Here is a 17,143-nt window from a genome sequence, read left to right on the forward strand (position 1 = left end):
AGCCAACTGGCCGCAGGCGCCGTCAATTTCCTTGCCGCGGGTGTCGCGGACCGTGGTGGGAACACCGGCGTCGATCAGGGTGTCGATGAACTCCTGGATCACCTCGGGTTCCGGGGAGGTCCAGATGGAGCCCGGGGTGGGGTTCAGCGGAATAGGGTTCACGTGGACCCAGCCGCGGCCGCGCGAGTTGAGCTTCTTCGCCAGCAGCGCCGCCCGCCACGGGTGGTCGTTCATGTCCTTGATCAGCGCGTACTCGATGGAGACCCGGCGGCCGGTGGTGCGGTAGTAGTGGTACGCGGCGTCGAGCGCCTCGTCCACCTTCCAGCGGCTGTTGACCGGAATCAGGTCATCACGCAGCTCGTCGTCCGGTGCGTGCAGGCTCAGCGCGAAAGTGACCGGAATGTTCTCCTCGGCCAGCTTCTTGATCGCCGGCACCAGGCCCACGGTGGAGACCGTGATGTTGCGGGCGCTCATGCCCAGGCCCTCGGGAGCCTCGGCCGCCATGCGGTGCACGGCGTTCATCACGCGCTTGTAGTTGGCCAGCGGTTCGCCCATGCCCATGAAGACAATGTTGGTGACGCGCTCGGCGTCGTGCCCGCCGTCGCGGCGCTTGCCGCCCAGGCCGCCCTCGGCGATGACCCGGTTCGCTTGGACAATCTGGTCCAGGATTTCCGCGGTGGACATGTTGCGGGTCAGCCCGGCCTGTCCGGTGGCGCAGAACGGGCAGTTCATGCCGCAGCCGCACTGGCTGGACACACAGAGCGTGATCCGGCCCGGGTAGCGCATCAGCACCGATTCAACGAGCGAACCGTCGAACAGCCGCCACAGGAACTTGATGGTGTCACCGTTGTCCGTGGTGAGGCGCTTCACCTCGGTGAGCAGGGTGGGGAACATCTCCTTGACCAGCTCATCGCGGCGCTCCTTGGGGAGGTCGCTCATTTTCTCGGGATCGGTGGTGTAGTGCTGGAAGTAGTGCACCGAGAGCTGCTTGGCGCGGAATCCGGGCAGCCCCAGGGACTTGAGCTTCTCCTGCCGTTCGGCAAGCGTCAGGTCAGCGAGGTGCTCCGGGGGCTGGGAAACCCGCGGGGACTTGAACTGCAGCAGGGGCCGGCCGTCGGGCTCCTTGGCCTGCTCCCAGCCTTCGGTTGCGGGACGCACCTGCGGCTTGTCGCCGGGTACGCTCAGGGCAGCTGGGGAAGTTTTGGGGGAAGTCATCCCTTCCATTTTGACATGTATTGGAAAATCGTGTTTTTGGCTTAGCCCAGTTCTCACACAGCGGAAACACGGGCGAAATCCGGGCTTCGTAGATTGAGGTGAACCAGTTCCGCAGGCCCAGGAGGTTCACGTGTTCCCGCTACCCCCGAACCTCTATATCCGGGAGGTGCCTTGGTCCAACCCGGTGGGCACTGACCTGCGGAGGGCGCAGCAGGCCGAGCTGGACTCCCGCTACGGAAGCCCGGACCATGACCCGTCCCCGCCTACCGAAGCGGACACGGCGGTGTTCGTGATCGCCTACGAACGAAGTTCGGGGCAGCCGCTGGGGTGTGGGGGGCTCCGGCGGCTGGACTGTTCCACGGCCGAGGTGAAGCGGATCTACGTGCTGCCGTACGCCCGCGGGTCAGGCGTGGCGACGGCAATCCTCTCTTCCCTGGAGTTCCGTGCCCGCGCCGCCGGGTTCGGTGCCGTCACCGCGGAGGCAGGCTCGGCCCAGTCCGACGGGAAGCGGTTCTATGCCCAGGCCGGCTATGCCGAGGTGCCGAACTTCGGCCCGTACAAGGACCTGCCGTATTCAACGTGCTTTGCCAAGGTGATTGAACCCGGGGTGCGTTCCACTGAGCTGAGCGCTTCCTTCAAGGTGTCCTAGCCGGCTTCGAGGGGACGGGAGGAACCGCGCTGAGGCAGCGGAATGATGGGTGAGGTCCGCCGCTGGTACTCGGCGTAGGCAGGGTACCGGCTGGCCGAGATACTTTCCGTGAACACCGTGGAGCCGGCGAAAAGCAAGGTCAGCAGCACGGGTCCGGCCAGGGTCCAGTGCAGCCAGGAACCGGAGGCAGTGACGGCGAATCCGTAGAACAGCCACCATTGGGCCTGTTCAAAGAAGAAGTTTGGGTGGCGCGAATAGCGGAACAGCCCGGTCTGCACAAAGCCCTGCCCGGCTTCCCTTCCGGGAGCACGCTTTTTTAGCTGCTGGTAGCTCCACTGCTGCTGGTCCGCAGTGGCTTCCCCCGCCAGCGCTGCCACGAACAGGGCAGCGAGCGCCCAGTCCCAGGCTCCCAGCGGTCCCGGATTCTGGAACACCGTCAGCGCCGGAAGCGTGATCAGCCAGATGATGACGTTCTGGTAGATGCTGATGAATCCCAGGTTGAACAACTGGAACTGCCACGGCCGCAGCCTGCCGCGCAGGATCGCCCACCGGTAGTCTTCCCCACCGGGCGCGTAGCCTCCCTTGCGGGCGAAGTTGAAGGTCAGCCTCGCGCCCCACAGGGTCACCAGCACTGCCATGAGCACCAGCCGCGGTTCCATGTCCGACGCCGCTGCGAACACCCAGACGTACGCCACGGGGACGATCGACCAGATTCGGTCCGTCCACGAGTACTCCCGCGTGATCAGGGACAGGATCCACGTGGCGGCGGTGACCACAACGAAAATCCACAGACACACAAGAACCGGGTCCATTCTTGGAGGATACGGCTCCTGCAGCCCGGGCGGGACCCCCGGACGGCCTGACGGACGCCGGAGGCCCTGACCCGGGCGCCGGACTTAGTAGTCGATGCGCGACGCCGCTGCGGTCCAGGCATCAAACGGCGCGTTGCGGGTCTCCCCGGAGAGCTGGCTCACGGGCATTGACCGCTTTTCGACGGGAGTTTCGAAGTACTCGTAGAAGAGGGCGTCGTCGAAGCCCGCTGCGGCGGCGTCGTGCCGGTCCGCAGCGTAGACCACCCGGTCGATGCGCGCCCACAGCGCCGAGGCCAGACACATGGGGCACGGCTCGCAGCTCGTGTAGAGCACGGCACCGCTGAGGTCGAAGGTTTTCAGGGCTGCGCACGCGTTGCGGATGGCCGTGACTTCCGCGTGCGCGGTGGGATCATTGTTGGCGGTAACCCGGTTGACGCCGTCGAACGCCTGTCCGTCCGCGGTAACGATGACGGCGCCGAACGGCCCTCCGCTGTCTGCGACGTTGGCTGTGGCCAGCTCGATGGCCCGGGAAAGATATGCGGCGTCTGAATTCATGGGAACTGCCCCCTGCGATCAAGGCCCCGGCGGTCTCTCCGGCCGGGAAATGCCAGGTAGTTAGCACCGGCCGGTGCCCGCCTTCGCAGAACTGAGATTAGCACCACGTCCGCCGGCCGGCGCAGGCGGGTCCGGTAGATTACTTCAACACGTGCAACTCCCCGGAAAGGCAGGCATGGACCAGACGATATGGACACCGGTCAGCACGCACGCACTTCAGCTCGGCGAAGGGCTGCGTCGCACGGCCGGCGGTGCCCGGTGGGTGGACCTCGTGAACGGGGAGCTTTATGCGTGGGAGCCGGGGAGTGACGTTCCCGTGCTCACCCACAGCCTTCCGCAGCCGTTGGGTTTTGCCGAGGAGGATGCAGCGGGGCGGCTGATCGGCGCTGCGGGCACCGGCGTCGTCGAGCTGCTGCCCGACGGCACGGCGGTTCCGCTGGCGGACACGGACCTGGACCCGGCACGCTACCGCGTCAACGACGGCGCTTTTGCGCCGGACGGGTCCCTCTGGTTCGGCACCATGGTGCACGACGGCTCGGAGCCCGACGGCGCCCTCTGGCGCTGGGACCCGGCGGGCGGCGGCGTCGTGCGCCTGCGCAGCGGCATCCCCATTCCCAACGGGCCGGTGTTCCTGCCGGACGGGCACGGCGTGCTGGTGTCCGATACCGATGATGGGGTCATCCTGCGGACAACGACGGCGGACCCCGGCGCTGCGGAGGTCTTCGCCCGGGTGCCCGAGGGGAACCCGGACGGGATGCATGTGGACCCTTACGGCCGGATCTGGAGTGCGGTATGGGGCGCGTCGCGACTGGACGTCTACTCCGGCGACGGCGAACGGCTCGCGTCCGTGCCCGTACCGGCCCGGCAGCCCACCAGCGTGCTGGTGCTCGGCGACCGGGTGCTGGTCACCAGCGCCGCCACGGGCCTCTCCGATCCGGGTCCGCTGGACGGCTACACCCTCACGGCCTCCCTGTCCGAGCTGCTGCCCTAATCCCGGCGGGCACCGCCGACGAACCTGGCGCGTCCGGCCAGGAAGCCCATGCCCGCCGCCGCGGCTCCCACCAGCAGGAACATCACCGCTGCGGGTGTGAAGGAACCGGAGGCCGTGTGCAGGATGCCCACGAGCAGGGTTCCGGAGGAGCCCACACCGTACCCGACGCACTGCATCATGCCGGAGACGCTGGCCGCGGTGCCGGCGTCGTGGGTGCGCAGCACGATCATGGTCAGCGCCAGCGCGGTGAGGCTGCCCTGCCCGACGCCAAGCATCACCGCCCAGAGCCACACCAGCTCCAGGGGGCCAAGGATGGTGAGGGCGAAGCCGGCGCCCGTGAGAAGCGCGATGAAGGCATTGAGCCAGGCCTGGCTGCGCAGCCGCGCTGCCAGCGGAGGTGCGAGGAAGGAACCGAGGACCTGCACCACGATCGAGCCGGCCACCACGTAGCCGGCGGCGGCTCCGTCGATGCCGCGTTCGCGCAGGATCGGGGCCAGCCACGCGAAGACACTGAATGACATCATGGCCTGCAGGGCCATAAAACCGGTGATCTGCCAGGCGAGGGCTGAGCGCCAGACCGAGGGACCGGCGTCGGCTGCGCTGTCCGCCGGGGTGCGGCCGCGGCGCAGGGCCAGCGGCGCGAACAGAACCACTACGAGCGCCGCCGGCAGGGTCCAGAACGCCAGTGCGTCCTGCCAGGAGCCGGTGGCCTGCAACAGGGGCTGGGTGAATCCGGCGCCGAGCGCGGCGGCAGCGCAGATCGAGCCTGTGTACAGGCCGCTCATCAGGCCCAGCCGGTGCTGGAAATCGCGCTTGACCAGGGTCGGCAGCAGGACGTTGACGACGCCAATGCCGGCACCGGCGGCGATGGTCCCGGCGGCCATGGCGGTGAAGTCGCCGGTGCCGCGGACGGCGAGTCCTGCGGTCAGGACCACCATCGCGGCGAGGATAGTGCGTTCGATGCCCAGCTTCCGGGCCAGCACGGGCGCCGCCGGGGCCGCCAGGCCCAGCAACAGCACCGGACCGGTGGTGAGCACGCTGACCAGGGCCGCGGGCATGCCGGAGGCCGCGGTGATCTCGGGCAGGATGGCGGAGAAGCTGGAGAAGACAGTGCGCAGGTTCAGGCCGATGAGCACAATGCAGACGGCCAGCAGGATGCCGGCGCGGCTCCGGGCCGGGCCCTGCGGCGGGGCTGCCTGCTCCGGAGCCTGGACGGCTGTGACGGTGTTGCCCATGGTGTCCTCTCCCCGAGGACCAGCCCCGTACGTTCGCAGGACTACGCTACGAGCAACCCTGTGGCCGGACCAAACCCTCCCCGCGAGAGGCCACTTACGGCTCGTTTCAGCGCTGTAACGAGCCGTAACTGGCCTCTCGGCGGGAATCCGGGGACGCTTTCCCTCGCACCCAGGCGGGGGCGATCGCCAGCAGGCCGACGGCGGCGGCCACCCCGAAGGCGGGCAGCGGGACCTCGGGCTGAAGGAGGGAACCCAGTCCCACCGATCCAGCGGCCTGGCCAACGGCGAGCGCAATAAAGAGGAACACGGTCGCAGCGGCACCCTGCTCCGGAAGGGTCCGGACCGCCCACACGATCAGCACACCGCTCAGGGCGATGTAGCTGGCGCCGAAGACAGCCGCCGACGCATAGCCCGCCGTGGGGGCTGCCGGGCCCGCCGCCATGAGGAGGGTAGCGCCGGCCATCAGCAGCGCCGTCGTGGTCCACGCGGTCCGCAGGCTCCACGCCTGCACAATGTTCCCGGCCGCGGCGCCCAGCATCCCGAACCCGCCCAGCACCATCCAGGCGGCAATCGAGTACAGCTCCTCGGTGCCGGCGGCCAGGACCGTTCGGCCGAACGTCCAGACGGCGGCGCTCGATGCCCCCGCCAGGCCGGCGGCGATTAGCGGGCGGCGCAGCAGCGCCAGTTCACGCAGGCCCGGCATCCGCGGCGGTGGAGGCGTCTTCCGCTCCGGATGTGCCGTTCGGTCCGAGGCGAGCGTGGCAACGGTCGCCAGCATAACGACGGCGGCAATCACCGCCCAGCCCAGCCTCCACTGCCCTGCCACCAGGAGAAGAAGTGCCCCGGCGGCCACCAGACCGGCACCCGTGCCCGAATTGACGATGGCCTGGGCGTTTTCCTGCCTCCGGGCCTCCACGTTGGATTCGATCAGGCTCACGAGCCCCGGGGTTGCAAAGCCCGCTCCGGCTCCGGCAAAGACCACCGCGCCTGCGAGGACTCCCGCGTTCGGGGCAGCGGCAACCCCTGCGGCACCCAGCGCAGCGGTTGCCCCGGCCAACAGCACCAGCAGGCGGGGCCGGCCGGCCAGCCGGGCTGCCAGCAGGGCCGTGACGCAGTAGGAGAGGAAACTTCCGGCCTGGATGATGCCGGACAGGCCGGGCCCCATCTCGAAGGCCTCAGCGAAGCGCGGCAGGAACAGGCCATAGCCGAACCGGGCAAGTCCGTACGTAGCCGCGATCAGGGCCAGTCCGCTGGCCACCAGCTTCCACTGCATGCTGACACCCGCCTCCCAAATCAGAACGATCGTTACAGTCAAACAGAACTATCGTTTCGGAACAAGGATGGCTAGAGTTGGCCCATGACCACCGGCCAGAAACTCCCGGCCCGCGAACGCCTGCTCTCCGCGGCCGAAGAAGTCTTCTTCCACCGCGGCATCCGCGCCACCGGGGTGGACGAGCTGCTGCGCGCCGCCAACGTGTCCGCCGCCAGCCTCTATTCGCACTTCGGCAGCAAGGACGGACTCGTGGCCGAGGCCCTGCGGGTCCGGCTCGCCGAATGGCAGTCCGTGTGGGACGAGTGCGCGGCCAAAGCCGGCAGCGACCTGGACCGGCTGCTGTCCGTCTTCGATGCCCTGGACGCCTTCCGTGACCGCCAGCCGGCGGCCCGGTGGTGCGCCTTCCTGGCCACTGCCACCGAACTGCCCGACGCCGGGGAGGAAATCGCCGCCGTCCTCGCCGCAGACACAGCGCTGCTGACCGACCGGCTGCGCCGCTTTGCCCAGCCGCTGGCCGGCGAGCAGGCCGCAACCCTGGCAGACGACGTCGTACTGGCCTACAACGGGACCCTGGCCGCGTACCTGCGCGGGTATCCGGCGGACCCGGTGGAGGCCGGCCGGCGGGTGGCGGCCGCCTCAGCAGCGGCCTACTAGCCCGCCCCGCCCATCGAGATGACAGAAACTGCCCGTATGAGCGCTCATACGGGCAGTTTCTGTGATCTCGATTTGGGTGGCTTACCCCAGGATCATCCCGGCGGCGCGCTCGGCAATCATCACCGTGGGGGCGTTGGTGTTGCCGGTGGGGACCATCGGCATGACTGAAGCATCGGCGATCCGGATGCCGGCCAGCCCGCGCACGGTCAGATCCGAGGGGTCAACCACCGCCAGCTCATCAGTGCCCATCCGGCAGGTGCCCACCTGGTGGTGGTAGGTGACCACGGAGTCGCGGACGTACTGGGCTAGGTCCTCGTCGCGGTCTGAGACGGCGGGGCCGGGGTGCAGTTCCTTGGGCTCCCAGTTGGCCAGCGCCTCGGACCGGCCGATCTCCCGGCACTGCCGCACCGACGCCACCAGCGCATCGACGTCGGCCTGCTCGGAGAGCGCGCCCAGGTCGATCCGCAGCGGGTCCTCCGGAGACGGCCCGGTGAGCGTGATCTCGCCGCGGCTTTCCGGCCGGACCAGGCCGCCAAGCATGGAGAAGCCGTTTTCCGGGCCGGTCATCTCGCCGCCCGCATAGTCCTGCGAGTACATGGGAACGGAGAAGAAGATCGGCTGGGTGTCCGGCACGGGCAGCTCCGGGCGGGACTTGGCGAACAGATGCACCTCGGCCGGAGCCACCTCGCCGTCCGGCACCGGGCGGGCACCGGCGGAGAAGATCACCGGGGCCAGCAGGTGGTCCTGCAGGTTCTTGCCTACTCCGGGAAGGTCCAGGACGGGTTCGACGCCGGCTGCCTCCAGTTCAGCCGCCGGGCCAACGCCGGAACGCAGGAGCAGTTCGGCGGAGTTGATCGCACCGGCGCAGAGGATGGTCTCCCCTGCCTGAACCGTGTGCAGTTCGCCGGCGAGTTCGTACTCGACACCGCTCACCACGCCGTCCTCCACCAGCAGCCGGCGCACGTGGGCACCGGTGAGCAGGGTGAGGTTCGGGGAGTCCATGACCGGCTTCAAGTAGGCGTGCCAGGTGTTGAACCGCTTGCCGTCCCGGACGTTCAGCTGCATGCGGGAAACGCCTTCAACGCTGCCGGAGTTGTAGTCCGGGTTCAGCTCCAGGCCAATCTCCTGCGCGCCGGCCAGCATGTCTTCCTGCACAGGGTTGCGGGGGAAGTCCTGGACCACATCCAGCAGTCCGCCGGTGCCGCGCGTTTCGGAAGCGCCGCCGTCGTAGTTTTCAATCTGTTTGAACACCGGAAGCACATCCTCCCAGGACCAGCCCTCGCAGCCGGCCGCGGCCCAGGAATCGTAGTCCCAGCGGTCTCCGCGCACCCAGATGGAGGCGTTCAGCGCGTGCGATCCGCCCATCACCTTGCCGCGGGGCAGGTGGATGCGGCGCCCGGAGGCTCCGGCCTGCTCGGTGGTGTAGTAGTTCCAGTCCTGCGGGCTGTGCCAGAGCGCGCCAAGGGTGTTCAGGTGGGCGATGTCCGGGTTGGTGTCCTGGTCCCCGGCTTCGAGGACGGTGACTTTCCTGCCGGCATCGAGCAGGCGGCGGGCGACGACGTTGCCGGCCGAGCCGGCACCAATGACGAGGTATTCGGTTTCCATGGAAGCTTCGTTGCTTTCGTTCGTTCGATCAGATGAGGATGGGTTAGTAGCTGAGGACCTGCGGCGCCCCGAGGGCCTTGAGGCCTTCGACGCCGAATTCGAGGCCGTAGCCGGACTGCTTGGCGCCGCCGAACGGCATCCGCGGGTCCACGGCGCCGTGTTTGTTGATCCACACGGTGCCGGCTTCGATCCGGGCAGCAACGGCGAGGGCCGCGTCCTTGTCCGAGGACCAGACGGAGGCGCCGAGACCGACGTCCAGGGCATTGGCCATGGCAACGGCCTCATCCACGGTGGAGTAGCGGATGATCGGCAGGGCGGGGCCGAACTGTTCCTGCGCCACCAGCGGGTTGTCGTTCTCGATGTCCGCCACCAGCGTGGCGGGGTAGAAGTAGCCTGGCTGGCCCGAGGCCGGGTTGCCGCCGGTGACAATCCGGGCTCCGGCGTCCTTCGCTGCCTGGACCAGGTCCGCAACGATGGTGAACTGGGCCTGGTTCTGCAGCGGGCCCAGGACATTGTTTTCATCCAGCCCCACGCCCATGGGCATGGCGTTCGCGACGCCGGCCAGGGCATCGACGACGGCGTCGTAAATGTCCTCGTGCACGTACAGGCGCTTCAGCGCCGCACAGGTCTGGCCGGTGTTGATGAAGGCACCCCAGAACAGGTCTTCGGCGATCGCGGCGGGATCGGCGTCGGGCAGCACAATGCCGGCGTCGTTGCCGCCGAGCTCCAGGGTCAGGCGCTTCACGGTGTCCGCCGAGGAGCGGATGATCGCCTTGCCGGTGGCGGTGGAGCCGGTGAACATGACCTTGTCGATGTCCGCGTGCCCGGCCAGGGCCTCTCCCACGTCCCGGCCGCCGGACACCACGTGCAGCACACCCGCGGGCAGCGCCTGATTCAGGACGGCGGCCAGCGCCAGGACGGAGAGCGGGGTGTACTCGGAGGGCTTCATGACCACGGTGTTGCCCATCCGCAGGGCTGGGGCCAGCTGCCAGATGCTGATCATCATGGGCCAGTTCCACGGGCCGATCGCGCCCACCACGCCCAGCGGCCGGTAGTGCAGTTCGGCGCGGCCCCCGTCGTCGTCCACCAGCACCTCGGGTTCCAGCTCGAACGACGCCGTGGCACGCAGCCAGGCGGCGCAGGCACCAACCTCGAAGCGGGCGTTGGGACCGTTCAGCGGCTTGCCCTGTTCGCGGGAGAGGAGTTCGGCGAGGCCTTCGGCGGCGGCTTCGACGGCGTCCGCGGCCCGCATCAGGTACGCGGAGCGTTCGGCGTGGCCGAGGGCGGCCCATTCCGGCTGGGCCAGCCGGGCCGAGGCTACGGCAGCCTCAAGGTCGGCCAGGGTGTGGACGGGAGCGGCCGCAACCACCTCCCCGGTCGCGGGATCCAGGATGTCCCGGGTTTCCGGGGCTGCCGGGACGGCACCGAGCAGGTCCTGGAAGCTGGCGAGGGATTCGGTGGTGTGCATGATTGCTCCTTTGCAACGGCGGGACGGATCGCTTATCCCACTGTGTGCCAGGTCACGCTTTATTGCTTGGCTTTGCGCGTGCGCCAGTTGACTAACCGTGCACGGCTTTTCAGCGGCCTGCGCGGTACGCCGACGGCGACTGCCCGTACGCGGCACGGAAGACCCGGCTGAAGTGCGCCGGATCCGGCAGCCCCCACCGCGCACCGATCGCCCCCACCGGAACGTCTGCCTGCAGCGGATCCGAGAGGTCCCGGCGGGCACCGTCCAGGCGCCGGGCACGGATCCAGGCTGCGGCCGTGGTGCCGGAGTCCTCGAAGAGCTTGTGCAGGCTGCGGACGGAGATGAAGTGGGCGGCCGCAATGTAGCCGGGAGAGAGGTCCGGGTTGGCCAGTTGCCCGTCAATGAAGTGCTGGACCCGGCGCAGCAGGCGTTCCTGGCCGCCGGCGTCTGCATCCGGAAGGGCGTGCGCCTCGTCGGCGAGCAGGGTGGAGAGCAGGTCCACGGTGTTCATGGCCAGCCGGTGGCCGATCGGGCCGTCCAGCTCCGGCAGCATCCGGCCGATTTGGGTCAGGAAAGGCACGACGGCGCGGCCCAGGCGGTGCCCCCGGCCCAGCCGGACGGCGGTCATCTCCGCCATGTCTTCAGGTGCCAGCCCGAGCAGCTGCTTCGGGAACATCAGGACGAGGGTGGTGAACTGCTCGTGGAACGTCAGGGTGTAGGGCGCACCGGTGTCATAGATAGCCAGGTCTCCGGGCTCGAGCACGGCTTCCCGGCCGTCCTGGACCAGGATCCCGGTTCCGGAGAGCTGCAGGCTGAGTTTGTAGAACCCGCCGTCCGCCCCGTTGATCAGCTCCGGTGTCCGCTCGACGCAGTGCGGCATGGCGTCCACCTGGACTATGGCCAGTTCGCGCAGCCGGCGTCCGGTCAGGCGCCCGGAGAACGCGGCGGGGCCGGGCTGCACCGGGGTGGCTTCGAGGGGAACGAACGATTCGGAGACGAGTCTCTTCCACTCGGGAAAATTCGATGCGTGGGCTACGTCCGGTGCCGCATCCGCTGGTTTGACCATGCCTGTCCTCCGCACTGAGCCGGCCTGTTTCAGCTGAACCTATCACCCTCGAGAGGCCAGTTACGGCTCGTTTCAGCGCCCATAAGAGCCGTAACTGGCCTCTCGGCGGGGAAGGAACGGAAACTTTTACGGCGTGACGACGGCCTTCAGCGCCCCCTCCCGGGCACCGGCAACCAGTGCCGCTTCGACGTCGTCCAGCCCGTGCCGGGACGTGACCAGCCCGTCCAGGTCCACCAGCCCCTGCCCGGCCAGGGAAACCGCGAGCGGCCAGGTGTTGGCGTAGCGGAAGGTGCCGGTGATGCGCAGTTCCCGGCCCTGGACCAGCGGAACCGGCAGGGCGATGGTGTCCGCTCCCATGCCCACCAGGACGCAGCGGCCGCGCGGCGCCAGGCGCTGCATACCGGCGAGGACGGCAGGTTCGGCCCCGGTGGCGTCAATGAACACCTGGTATTCCGGTGCCGGTTCGGGCGCCTCCGCGGCCGTGAAGGTGTGGGCGGCACCGTACCGCCCGGCCACCTCCAGCCGTTCGGCGCGGACGTCAGTCACGGTGACCTCGGCACCGGCCAGCGAGCACACGGCGGAGACCAGCAGGCCGATCGGTCCGGCGCCCGCCACGAGGACCCTGTCCCCCAGCTGCACTTCTCCGGCAGCGCGGGCGGCCAGTGCCACGCTCAGCGGTTCAAGCAGGGCTGCCGAGTCATCGGACAAGCCGTCCGGGACCGGATGCGCGAAGGCGGCCGGATGCACCACGTACTCGGCGAAGGCCCCGTCAACGGGCGGGGTGGCGAAGAACCGCACGTCCGGGTCCAGGTTGTAGTGCCCGGCGAGGGTTTGTTTCGAATAGGGCTGCGGAATGCCGGGTTCAAGCGACACCCGCTGCCCCACCAGGGAGGGGTCGACGCCGTCGCCCGCCGCTTCGATCCGGCCGGAGGCTTCGTGGCCCAGGACCAGCGGCGCCTCAACGACGAAGCTGCCGATCCGGCCCTCGTGGTAATAGTGCGTGTCAGAACCGCAGACACCCACCGAGGCAATCCGAACCAGGACTTCCCCGGGCCCGGGTACCGGCACCGGCCGGTCCTCCTGCCGGAGTTTGCCGGGACCGTCCAGCACGGAAACGGACATCGATGCCGGCACGGAACCGTTGCTGCTCACTTGACTGCTCCCATCGACAGGCCCCGGACCAGCTGCTTCTGCGCCACCCAGCCGGCCAGGACCACCGGCAGGGATGCGAGCACTGAGGCAGCGGAAAGCTGGGCCAGGTAGAGTCCCTCACTGGTCATTTGGGACACCAGGAACACCGGCACCGTGGCGGATTTCGCCGCCGTCAGGTTCAGCGCGAAGAAGAACTCGTTCCAGGCGAAGATGACGCAGATCAGGGCGGTGGCGGCGAGGCCGGGGGCCACCATGGGCACGAGTACCCGCCACAGGGTCTTCAGCAGGCCCGCGCCGTCCATCTGCGCGGCTTCCAGCACCTCGGAGGGCACTTCCTGGAAGAAGGAGCGCATCATCCACACAGCGATGGGAAGGTTCATGGAGGTGTAGAGCACCACCAGCGTCCACACGTTGTCCAGGACCTTCAGCTGCCCGGCAATGACGTAGATCGGCATGATCACGGCCACCACGGGCAACATCTTCGTGGAGATGAAGAAGAACAGCACATCCTGGGTCCGCTTCACCGGCCGGATGCTCAGCGCGTAGGACGCGGGGACCGCCAGGATGACCACCAGGAGGGTGGAGACGCCGGTGGCGATGACCGAGTTGAGGAAGTACGTCCCGGCGCCGGCGTCCAGCACCGCCCGGTACTGGTCCAGGGTGGGGGTGAAGAAGAACGACGGCGGGTTGGAGGCTGCCGCCGATTCCTGCTTGAAGGAGGTCAGCACCATCCAGAGCACCGGGGAGAAGAACCCGATGGCGATGATCCAGGTGAAGACAGTCAGCAGGGATGCCCCGGCGCGCGGTTTGGGCTTGCGGTTGATGCGCTGCCCGGAGGTGCGTGCAGCGGGGGTGCGTTCGGCCGGAGCCGGCTGTGTCTGGGTGGCCACGGCTAGTCCTTAGTGTCGAAGCTGCGGAAGATCAGGCGGAGGGCGAAGGTTGCCACGATGATGGTGGCGATCACCACCACCACGCCCATGGCGGCGGCCTGCCCAATGTCGAAGCCGAGGAAGGCCCGCTGGTAGATGTAGAAGGGCAGGTTGGCACTGGCAGTGCCGGGTCCTCCTGCCGTCATCAGGTAAATCTGGTCGAACGTGTTCACCACGTAAATCGCGCCGAGCAGCACGCCCAGCTCAATGTAGCGGCGCAGCTGCGGCAGCGTGACGGAGAAGAACGTGCGCCACCAGCCGGCGCCGTCCACCTGCGCGGCTTCCAGGACGTCCTTGGGCTGCGCCTGGAGTCCGGCCAGGACCAGCAGCATCATGAATGGCGTCCACTGCCACACCAGGGACATCAGGATTGAGGCGATCGGATGGGCGGAGGTCCAGTCCACCGGGGAGATGCCCACCAGCCCGATCAGCCAGTTGAGCAGGCCGTAGCTAGGGTTGAGGATTGAAACGGACCAGAGCAGCGAGCCGGCCACCGGCATGATGAGGAACGGCGTAATTAGCAGGGTCCGCACGATTCCGCGGCCGGCGAAGGAACGGTCCAGCAGCAGGGCGAAGATGATGCCCAGGATCATCGCGAAGAACACACAGCCGAGGGTGAAGATGACGCTGTTCAGGGCGGCCTGGCGGAAGGTCGAGTCGGCGAAGATCTCCACGTAGTTGGAGAACCAGACGAACCGGTCGCCGTCGGGGTTAAGCAGGTTCCAGTTCTGCAGCGAATACCAGATGGTGAACAGGAACGGGACCTGGGTGACGATGATCGTGAAGATCAGCGCCGGCAGCAGCGGCCCCCTTCGCCGCCAGCCCTCAGCCCGGGACATCCCCCCGGACTGGCGCTTTTCGACGTCGCGGCGCGCCTTCGCGTTATGCCGCTCTACCAGTGTGGTCATCAGTTCTCTCCTGACTGGTAGCTCTCGGCGACGGTTTCTGCGTAGCGCTGGGACTGCTCCAGCGCTTCCTCGACGGTTTTCTGGCCCGCGATGGCAGCGGAGACCTGCTGGGCGACCCGGGTGCCGAGGTCCTGGAACTCGGGGATGCCCACGAACTGGAGGCCGGGATAGGGAACGCTGCCCGTCATGGACGTTTCCTGCGATGCCCCGGCCATTGCCGAGAGCGTGGGCTCGGCGTAGGCCTGTGCCACTTCGGCGTATTCGGGAATTTCATAGGTGGAGAGCCGGCTTCCCGGAGGAACGCGTTCCCAGCTGATTTCCTCCCCGACCAGTTCAATGAAGTCCTTGTCCGTCATCCAGGAAATGAAATCCCAGGCGGCGTCCTTTTCTTCACTGGTGGAGGGAATGGCCAGGGACCAGGAGTACAGCCAGCCGGCCGAATCGGTTTCCTCCACCGGGGCGGGAGCGTAGGCGGTCTTGCCGACCACCAGCGAGGAGTCCGGATCCTCCACCGTTGAAACCATCGCGGTGGCGTCGAACCACATGGCTGCGTTGCCCTGGCTGTAGCGGGTCAGGCAGTCGCCGTAGCCGCTGGTCGCCGCGCCGGGCTGGCCGGAATTGCGGATCAGGTCCACGTAGTCGGTGACTGCGGCTTTCACTTCGGGGCTGTCCAGGGTGGCGTTCCAGTCCTCGTCGAACCAGCTGCCGCCGTAGGTGTTGATCATGGTGGTCAGCGGGGCCATAACCTCGCCCCAGCCGGCGAGCCCGCGCAGGCAGATGCCGGAGAAGCCTTCGTCCGGGTTGTGCAGGGCCTCGGCGAACCCTGCGATGTCAGCCCAGGTTGGCTGTTCGGGCATGGTCAGCCCTGCTTCCTCGAAGAGGTCCTGGCGGTAGGCCAGGAAAGCCGATTCGCCGTAGAACGGGACGGAGTACAGGTCATCCTCGTAGCTGAGCGCCTCGCGGATGTTTGGAATGAAGTCATCCGGGTCATAGCCCTGAGTGTTGTCCGCGTAGTCCTGCAGGTTGGTCAGCCAGCCGTTCTCCGCCCACATGGGTGTTTCGTAGTTGGAGACCATCACGACGTCGAACTCGCCGCCGCCGGTGGCAACCGAGGCGGTGATCTTGGCACGCGCCTCGTTCTCCGGCAGGGACACGAAGCGGACGTCGACGTTGGGGTGCTCTTCCTTGAACCGGTCCTGCAGGGAGATGGCGTCCGTCATCTGCGGGTTGGAGACGATGGCCACGACGATCTCCTGCCGCCCGTCCGCATTGGCGCTGCTGCAGCCGGTCAGCACCATTGCTGCTGCCGCCGCGGCCGCTGCGAACCGCTTCACTCTGCGTCCGCGCCGCTGCTGCGGCTGGCTGCGTTCTGATCTCATACGTCACCCTTGCTCATTTGAGATATTTCCTTGCGCTCATTTGGTCAGGAACTCTAGTCATATACACTCAAATGAGCAACAAAGTAACGCTCATTCGGGAACAGGCAGGGCGGAATCATTACCGGAACAGGTTCGTCCCATGAGGAACTCCTGGCCAGAATTGGCCGGGATTATTACCTGAGCAACCATTCGAAAGTGGACATTGCCCGCAATTACGGCATTTCCCGTTTTCAGGTGGCACGCCTGCTGGATGAAGCGCGGGCCCTGGGCATAGTGCGCATTGATGTCCGCTTTCCGGAAGCGGCCGCTGACCTTGCCCCGGCACGCCTGGCGGAATCCCTCGGCGTCGAACGGGTCCGCATCAGCCCCACGGGAGCGGACGACCGCACCACGCGCGAAAGCATGGCCCAGCAGGCCGCGGCGGAGATCATGGCGGCGGCCGCTCCGGGAGCGAGCATCGGGGTTTCCTGGTCCCGCACCCTGGACATGGCAGCCCGGTATGTGACCAACCTGCCCCCGTGCAACATCGTGCAGCTGGCCGGCGCGCTGCCGGTTCCCGGAAGCGGAAACTCCCTGGAGCTGATCCAGAACCTGGGCCGGCACGACGGCGTTGCCACCTGGCCGCTGTGGGCTCCGCTCGTCGTCGAAAACGCGCTGACCGCGCAGAGCCTGCGCCGCCAGCCGGAGATCGGGGACACCCTCGCCAAGGCCAGCTCGCTCGACGCCGCCGTCGTCGCCGTCGGCGCCTGGCTGCCGGGACTCTCCACCGTGTGGAACCGGGTGGACAACCACCTGAAGCTGGAAGCGGCGCAGGCCGGCGCGGTGGCCGAATGCAGCGGGCGGCTGATCGATGCCGGGGGACGGCCGGTTCGCTCCGAGCTGGATGGACGGGTGCTTGCGGTCAGCCTGGACCAGCTCCGGAACACGCCCCAGGTGGTGGCGGTGGCGCAGGGAGCCGCACGCGCCGATGCCGTGCGGGCCGTCCTCGCCGCCGGCTTCGTCACTACCCTGCTCATTGACGAGGACCTCGCCGTCGCGCTCTCCGGGAAGTGACCAGGGAAGTGACCCGGACCACGCGATTAGTCCCTCCGGCACGCGTACGGTAGAGTTCTAAGCACGCCGCGGGGTGGAGCAGTTCGGTAGCTCGCTGGGCTCATAACCCAGAGGTCGCAAGTTCAAATCTTGCCCCCGCAACCATAGTAAAAAGGTCCTGATCCGGTTCGCCGGACCAGGACCTTTTTTGTTTACCCGG

At 67.7% G+C, this 17,143-nt stretch carries 16 protein-coding genes and 1 tRNA gene; 5 read left to right on the top strand and 12 right to left on the bottom strand.

Annotated features, from left to right (window positions below):
• Positions 1-1,215 (bottom strand): 23S rRNA (adenine(2503)-C(2))-methyltransferase RlmN (gene rlmN / locus ACSLGO_RS02640; protein ID WP_436399824.1); only part of this gene is annotated, 1,215 nt, incomplete at its 3' end.
• A 130-nt stretch (positions 1,216-1,345) separates the two neighbouring features.
• On the opposite strand from rlmN, the gene ACSLGO_RS02645 reads away from it, so the two are divergent.
• Complete coding sequence (locus ACSLGO_RS02645; RefSeq protein WP_091601007.1) at positions 1,346-1,864, top strand: GNAT family N-acetyltransferase; 519 nt, start codon at positions 1,346-1,348, stop codon at positions 1,862-1,864.
• Here ACSLGO_RS02645 and ACSLGO_RS02650 read toward each other — a convergent pair.
• Both ACSLGO_RS02650 and ACSLGO_RS02655 read right to left on the bottom strand, forming a co-directional pair.
• Positions 1,861-2,676 (bottom strand): DUF1295 domain-containing protein, encoded by an 816-nt coding sequence (locus tag ACSLGO_RS02650; RefSeq protein WP_152274038.1) that lies wholly within the window; start codon positions 2,674-2,676, stop codon positions 1,861-1,863. The genes ACSLGO_RS02645 and ACSLGO_RS02650 overlap by 4 nt on opposite strands.
• A gap of 84 nt (positions 2,677-2,760) precedes the next feature.
• Complete coding sequence (locus tag ACSLGO_RS02655) at positions 2,761-3,231, bottom strand: nucleoside deaminase (RefSeq protein ID WP_091601003.1); 471 nt, start codon at positions 3,229-3,231, stop codon at positions 2,761-2,763.
• A gap of 175 nt (positions 3,232-3,406) precedes the next feature.
• On the opposite strand from ACSLGO_RS02655, the gene ACSLGO_RS02660 reads away from it, so the two are divergent.
• Positions 3,407-4,222, top strand: a complete 816-nt coding sequence (locus ACSLGO_RS02660; protein ID WP_436399825.1) for an SMP-30/gluconolactonase/LRE family protein — start codon at positions 3,407-3,409, stop codon at positions 4,220-4,222.
• Here ACSLGO_RS02660 and ACSLGO_RS02665 read toward each other — a convergent pair.
• Complete coding sequence (locus ACSLGO_RS02665) at positions 4,219-5,457, bottom strand: MFS transporter (RefSeq protein WP_436399826.1); 1,239 nt, start codon at positions 5,455-5,457, stop codon at positions 4,219-4,221. The genes ACSLGO_RS02660 and ACSLGO_RS02665 overlap by 4 nt on opposite strands.
• 106 nt (positions 5,458-5,563) lie before the next feature.
• Positions 5,564-6,730, bottom strand: coding sequence for an MFS transporter (locus tag ACSLGO_RS02670; RefSeq protein ID WP_436399827.1), 1,167 nt, complete (start codon positions 6,728-6,730; stop codon positions 5,564-5,566).
• 84 nt (positions 6,731-6,814) lie between these two features.
• Here ACSLGO_RS02670 and ACSLGO_RS02675 point away from each other — a divergent pair, with 84 nt between their 5' ends.
• A complete protein-coding gene (locus ACSLGO_RS02675) occupies positions 6,815-7,384 on the top strand; it encodes a TetR/AcrR family transcriptional regulator (protein ID WP_436399828.1) in 570 nt (189 codons plus the stop codon).
• Positions 7,385-7,465: 81 nt separating this feature from the next.
• On the opposite strand, the gene ACSLGO_RS02680 is transcribed toward ACSLGO_RS02675, so the two are convergent.
• The 7 genes from ACSLGO_RS02680 to ACSLGO_RS02710 form a co-directional block, all read right to left on the bottom strand.
• Complete coding sequence (locus tag ACSLGO_RS02680; protein ID WP_436399829.1) at positions 7,466-8,989, bottom strand: GMC family oxidoreductase; 1,524 nt, start codon at positions 8,987-8,989, stop codon at positions 7,466-7,468.
• A gap of 43 nt (positions 8,990-9,032) precedes the next feature.
• Positions 9,033-10,457, bottom strand: a complete 1,425-nt coding sequence (locus ACSLGO_RS02685) for an aldehyde dehydrogenase family protein (RefSeq protein WP_436399830.1) — start codon at positions 10,455-10,457, stop codon at positions 9,033-9,035.
• Positions 10,458-10,566: 109 nt separating this feature from the next.
• Positions 10,567-11,523 (bottom strand): helix-turn-helix domain-containing protein, encoded by a 957-nt coding sequence (locus ACSLGO_RS02690; protein WP_436399831.1) that lies wholly within the window; start codon positions 11,521-11,523, stop codon positions 10,567-10,569.
• A gap of 126 nt (positions 11,524-11,649) precedes the next feature.
• Positions 11,650-12,675, bottom strand: coding sequence for an NAD(P)-dependent alcohol dehydrogenase (locus tag ACSLGO_RS02695; protein ID WP_436399832.1), 1,026 nt, complete (start codon positions 12,673-12,675; stop codon positions 11,650-11,652).
• A complete protein-coding gene (locus ACSLGO_RS02700; RefSeq protein WP_436399833.1) occupies positions 12,672-13,565 on the bottom strand; it encodes a carbohydrate ABC transporter permease in 894 nt (297 codons plus the stop codon). The genes ACSLGO_RS02695 and ACSLGO_RS02700 overlap by 4 nt, the downstream gene beginning before the upstream one ends.
• 2 nt (positions 13,566-13,567) lie before the next feature.
• A complete protein-coding gene (locus tag ACSLGO_RS02705; protein WP_091600989.1) occupies positions 13,568-14,512 on the bottom strand; it encodes a carbohydrate ABC transporter permease in 945 nt (314 codons plus the stop codon).
• Positions 14,512-15,891: an ABC transporter substrate-binding protein gene (locus ACSLGO_RS02710; RefSeq protein ID WP_091600987.1), complete on the bottom strand. Its 1,380-nt coding sequence runs from the start codon at positions 15,889-15,891 to the stop codon at positions 14,512-14,514. The genes ACSLGO_RS02705 and ACSLGO_RS02710 overlap by 1 nt, the downstream gene beginning before the upstream one ends.
• Positions 15,892-16,086: 195 nt before the next feature.
• On the opposite strand from ACSLGO_RS02710, the gene ACSLGO_RS02715 reads away from it, so the two are divergent.
• Entirely contained in the window at positions 16,087-16,944 is an 858-nt protein-coding gene (locus ACSLGO_RS02715; RefSeq protein ID WP_263127868.1) for a sugar-binding transcriptional regulator, read from the top strand.
• Between the two features lie 67 nt (positions 16,945-17,011).
• Positions 17,012-17,088 (top strand) — tRNA-Met (locus tag ACSLGO_RS02720).
• The last annotated feature ends 55 nt before the right edge of the window (positions 17,089-17,143 follow it).

Origin of the sequence: Arthrobacter sp. IK3 (assembly GCF_051337705.1) — a bacterium.
In the GTDB taxonomy this organism is placed as follows: domain Bacteria; phylum Actinomycetota; class Actinomycetes; order Actinomycetales; family Micrococcaceae; genus Arthrobacter_B; species Arthrobacter_B koreensis.

Coding starts and splice junctions, on each gene's coding strand:
- ACSLGO_RS02680 (WP_436399829.1), bottom strand. CDS start 8,989: ATGGAAACCGAATACCTCGTCATTGGTGCCGGCTCGGCCGGCAACGTC.
- ACSLGO_RS02670 (WP_436399827.1), bottom strand. CDS start 6,730: ATGCAGTGGAAGCTGGTGGCCAGCGGACTGGCCCTGATCGCGGCTACG.
- ACSLGO_RS02665 (WP_436399826.1), bottom strand. CDS start 5,457: ATGGGCAACACCGTCACAGCCGTCCAGGCTCCGGAGCAGGCAGCCCCG.
- ACSLGO_RS02650 (WP_152274038.1), bottom strand. CDS start 2,676: ATGGACCCGGTTCTTGTGTGTCTGTGGATTTTCGTTGTGGTCACCGCC.
- ACSLGO_RS02655 (WP_091601003.1), bottom strand. CDS start 3,231: ATGAATTCAGACGCCGCATATCTTTCCCGGGCCATCGAGCTGGCCACA.
- ACSLGO_RS02685 (WP_436399830.1), bottom strand. CDS start 10,457: ATGCACACCACCGAATCCCTCGCCAGCTTCCAGGACCTGCTCGGTGCC.
- ACSLGO_RS02690 (WP_436399831.1), bottom strand. CDS start 11,523: ATGGTCAAACCAGCGGATGCGGCACCGGACGTAGCCCACGCATCGAAT.
- ACSLGO_RS02660 (WP_436399825.1), top strand. CDS start 3,407: ATGGACCAGACGATATGGACACCGGTCAGCACGCACGCACTTCAGCTC.
- ACSLGO_RS02710 (WP_091600987.1), bottom strand. CDS start 15,891: ATGAGATCAGAACGCAGCCAGCCGCAGCAGCGGCGCGGACGCAGAGTG.
- ACSLGO_RS02705 (WP_091600989.1), bottom strand. CDS start 14,512: ATGACCACACTGGTAGAGCGGCATAACGCGAAGGCGCGCCGCGACGTC.
- ACSLGO_RS02675 (WP_436399828.1), top strand. CDS start 6,815: ATGACCACCGGCCAGAAACTCCCGGCCCGCGAACGCCTGCTCTCCGCG.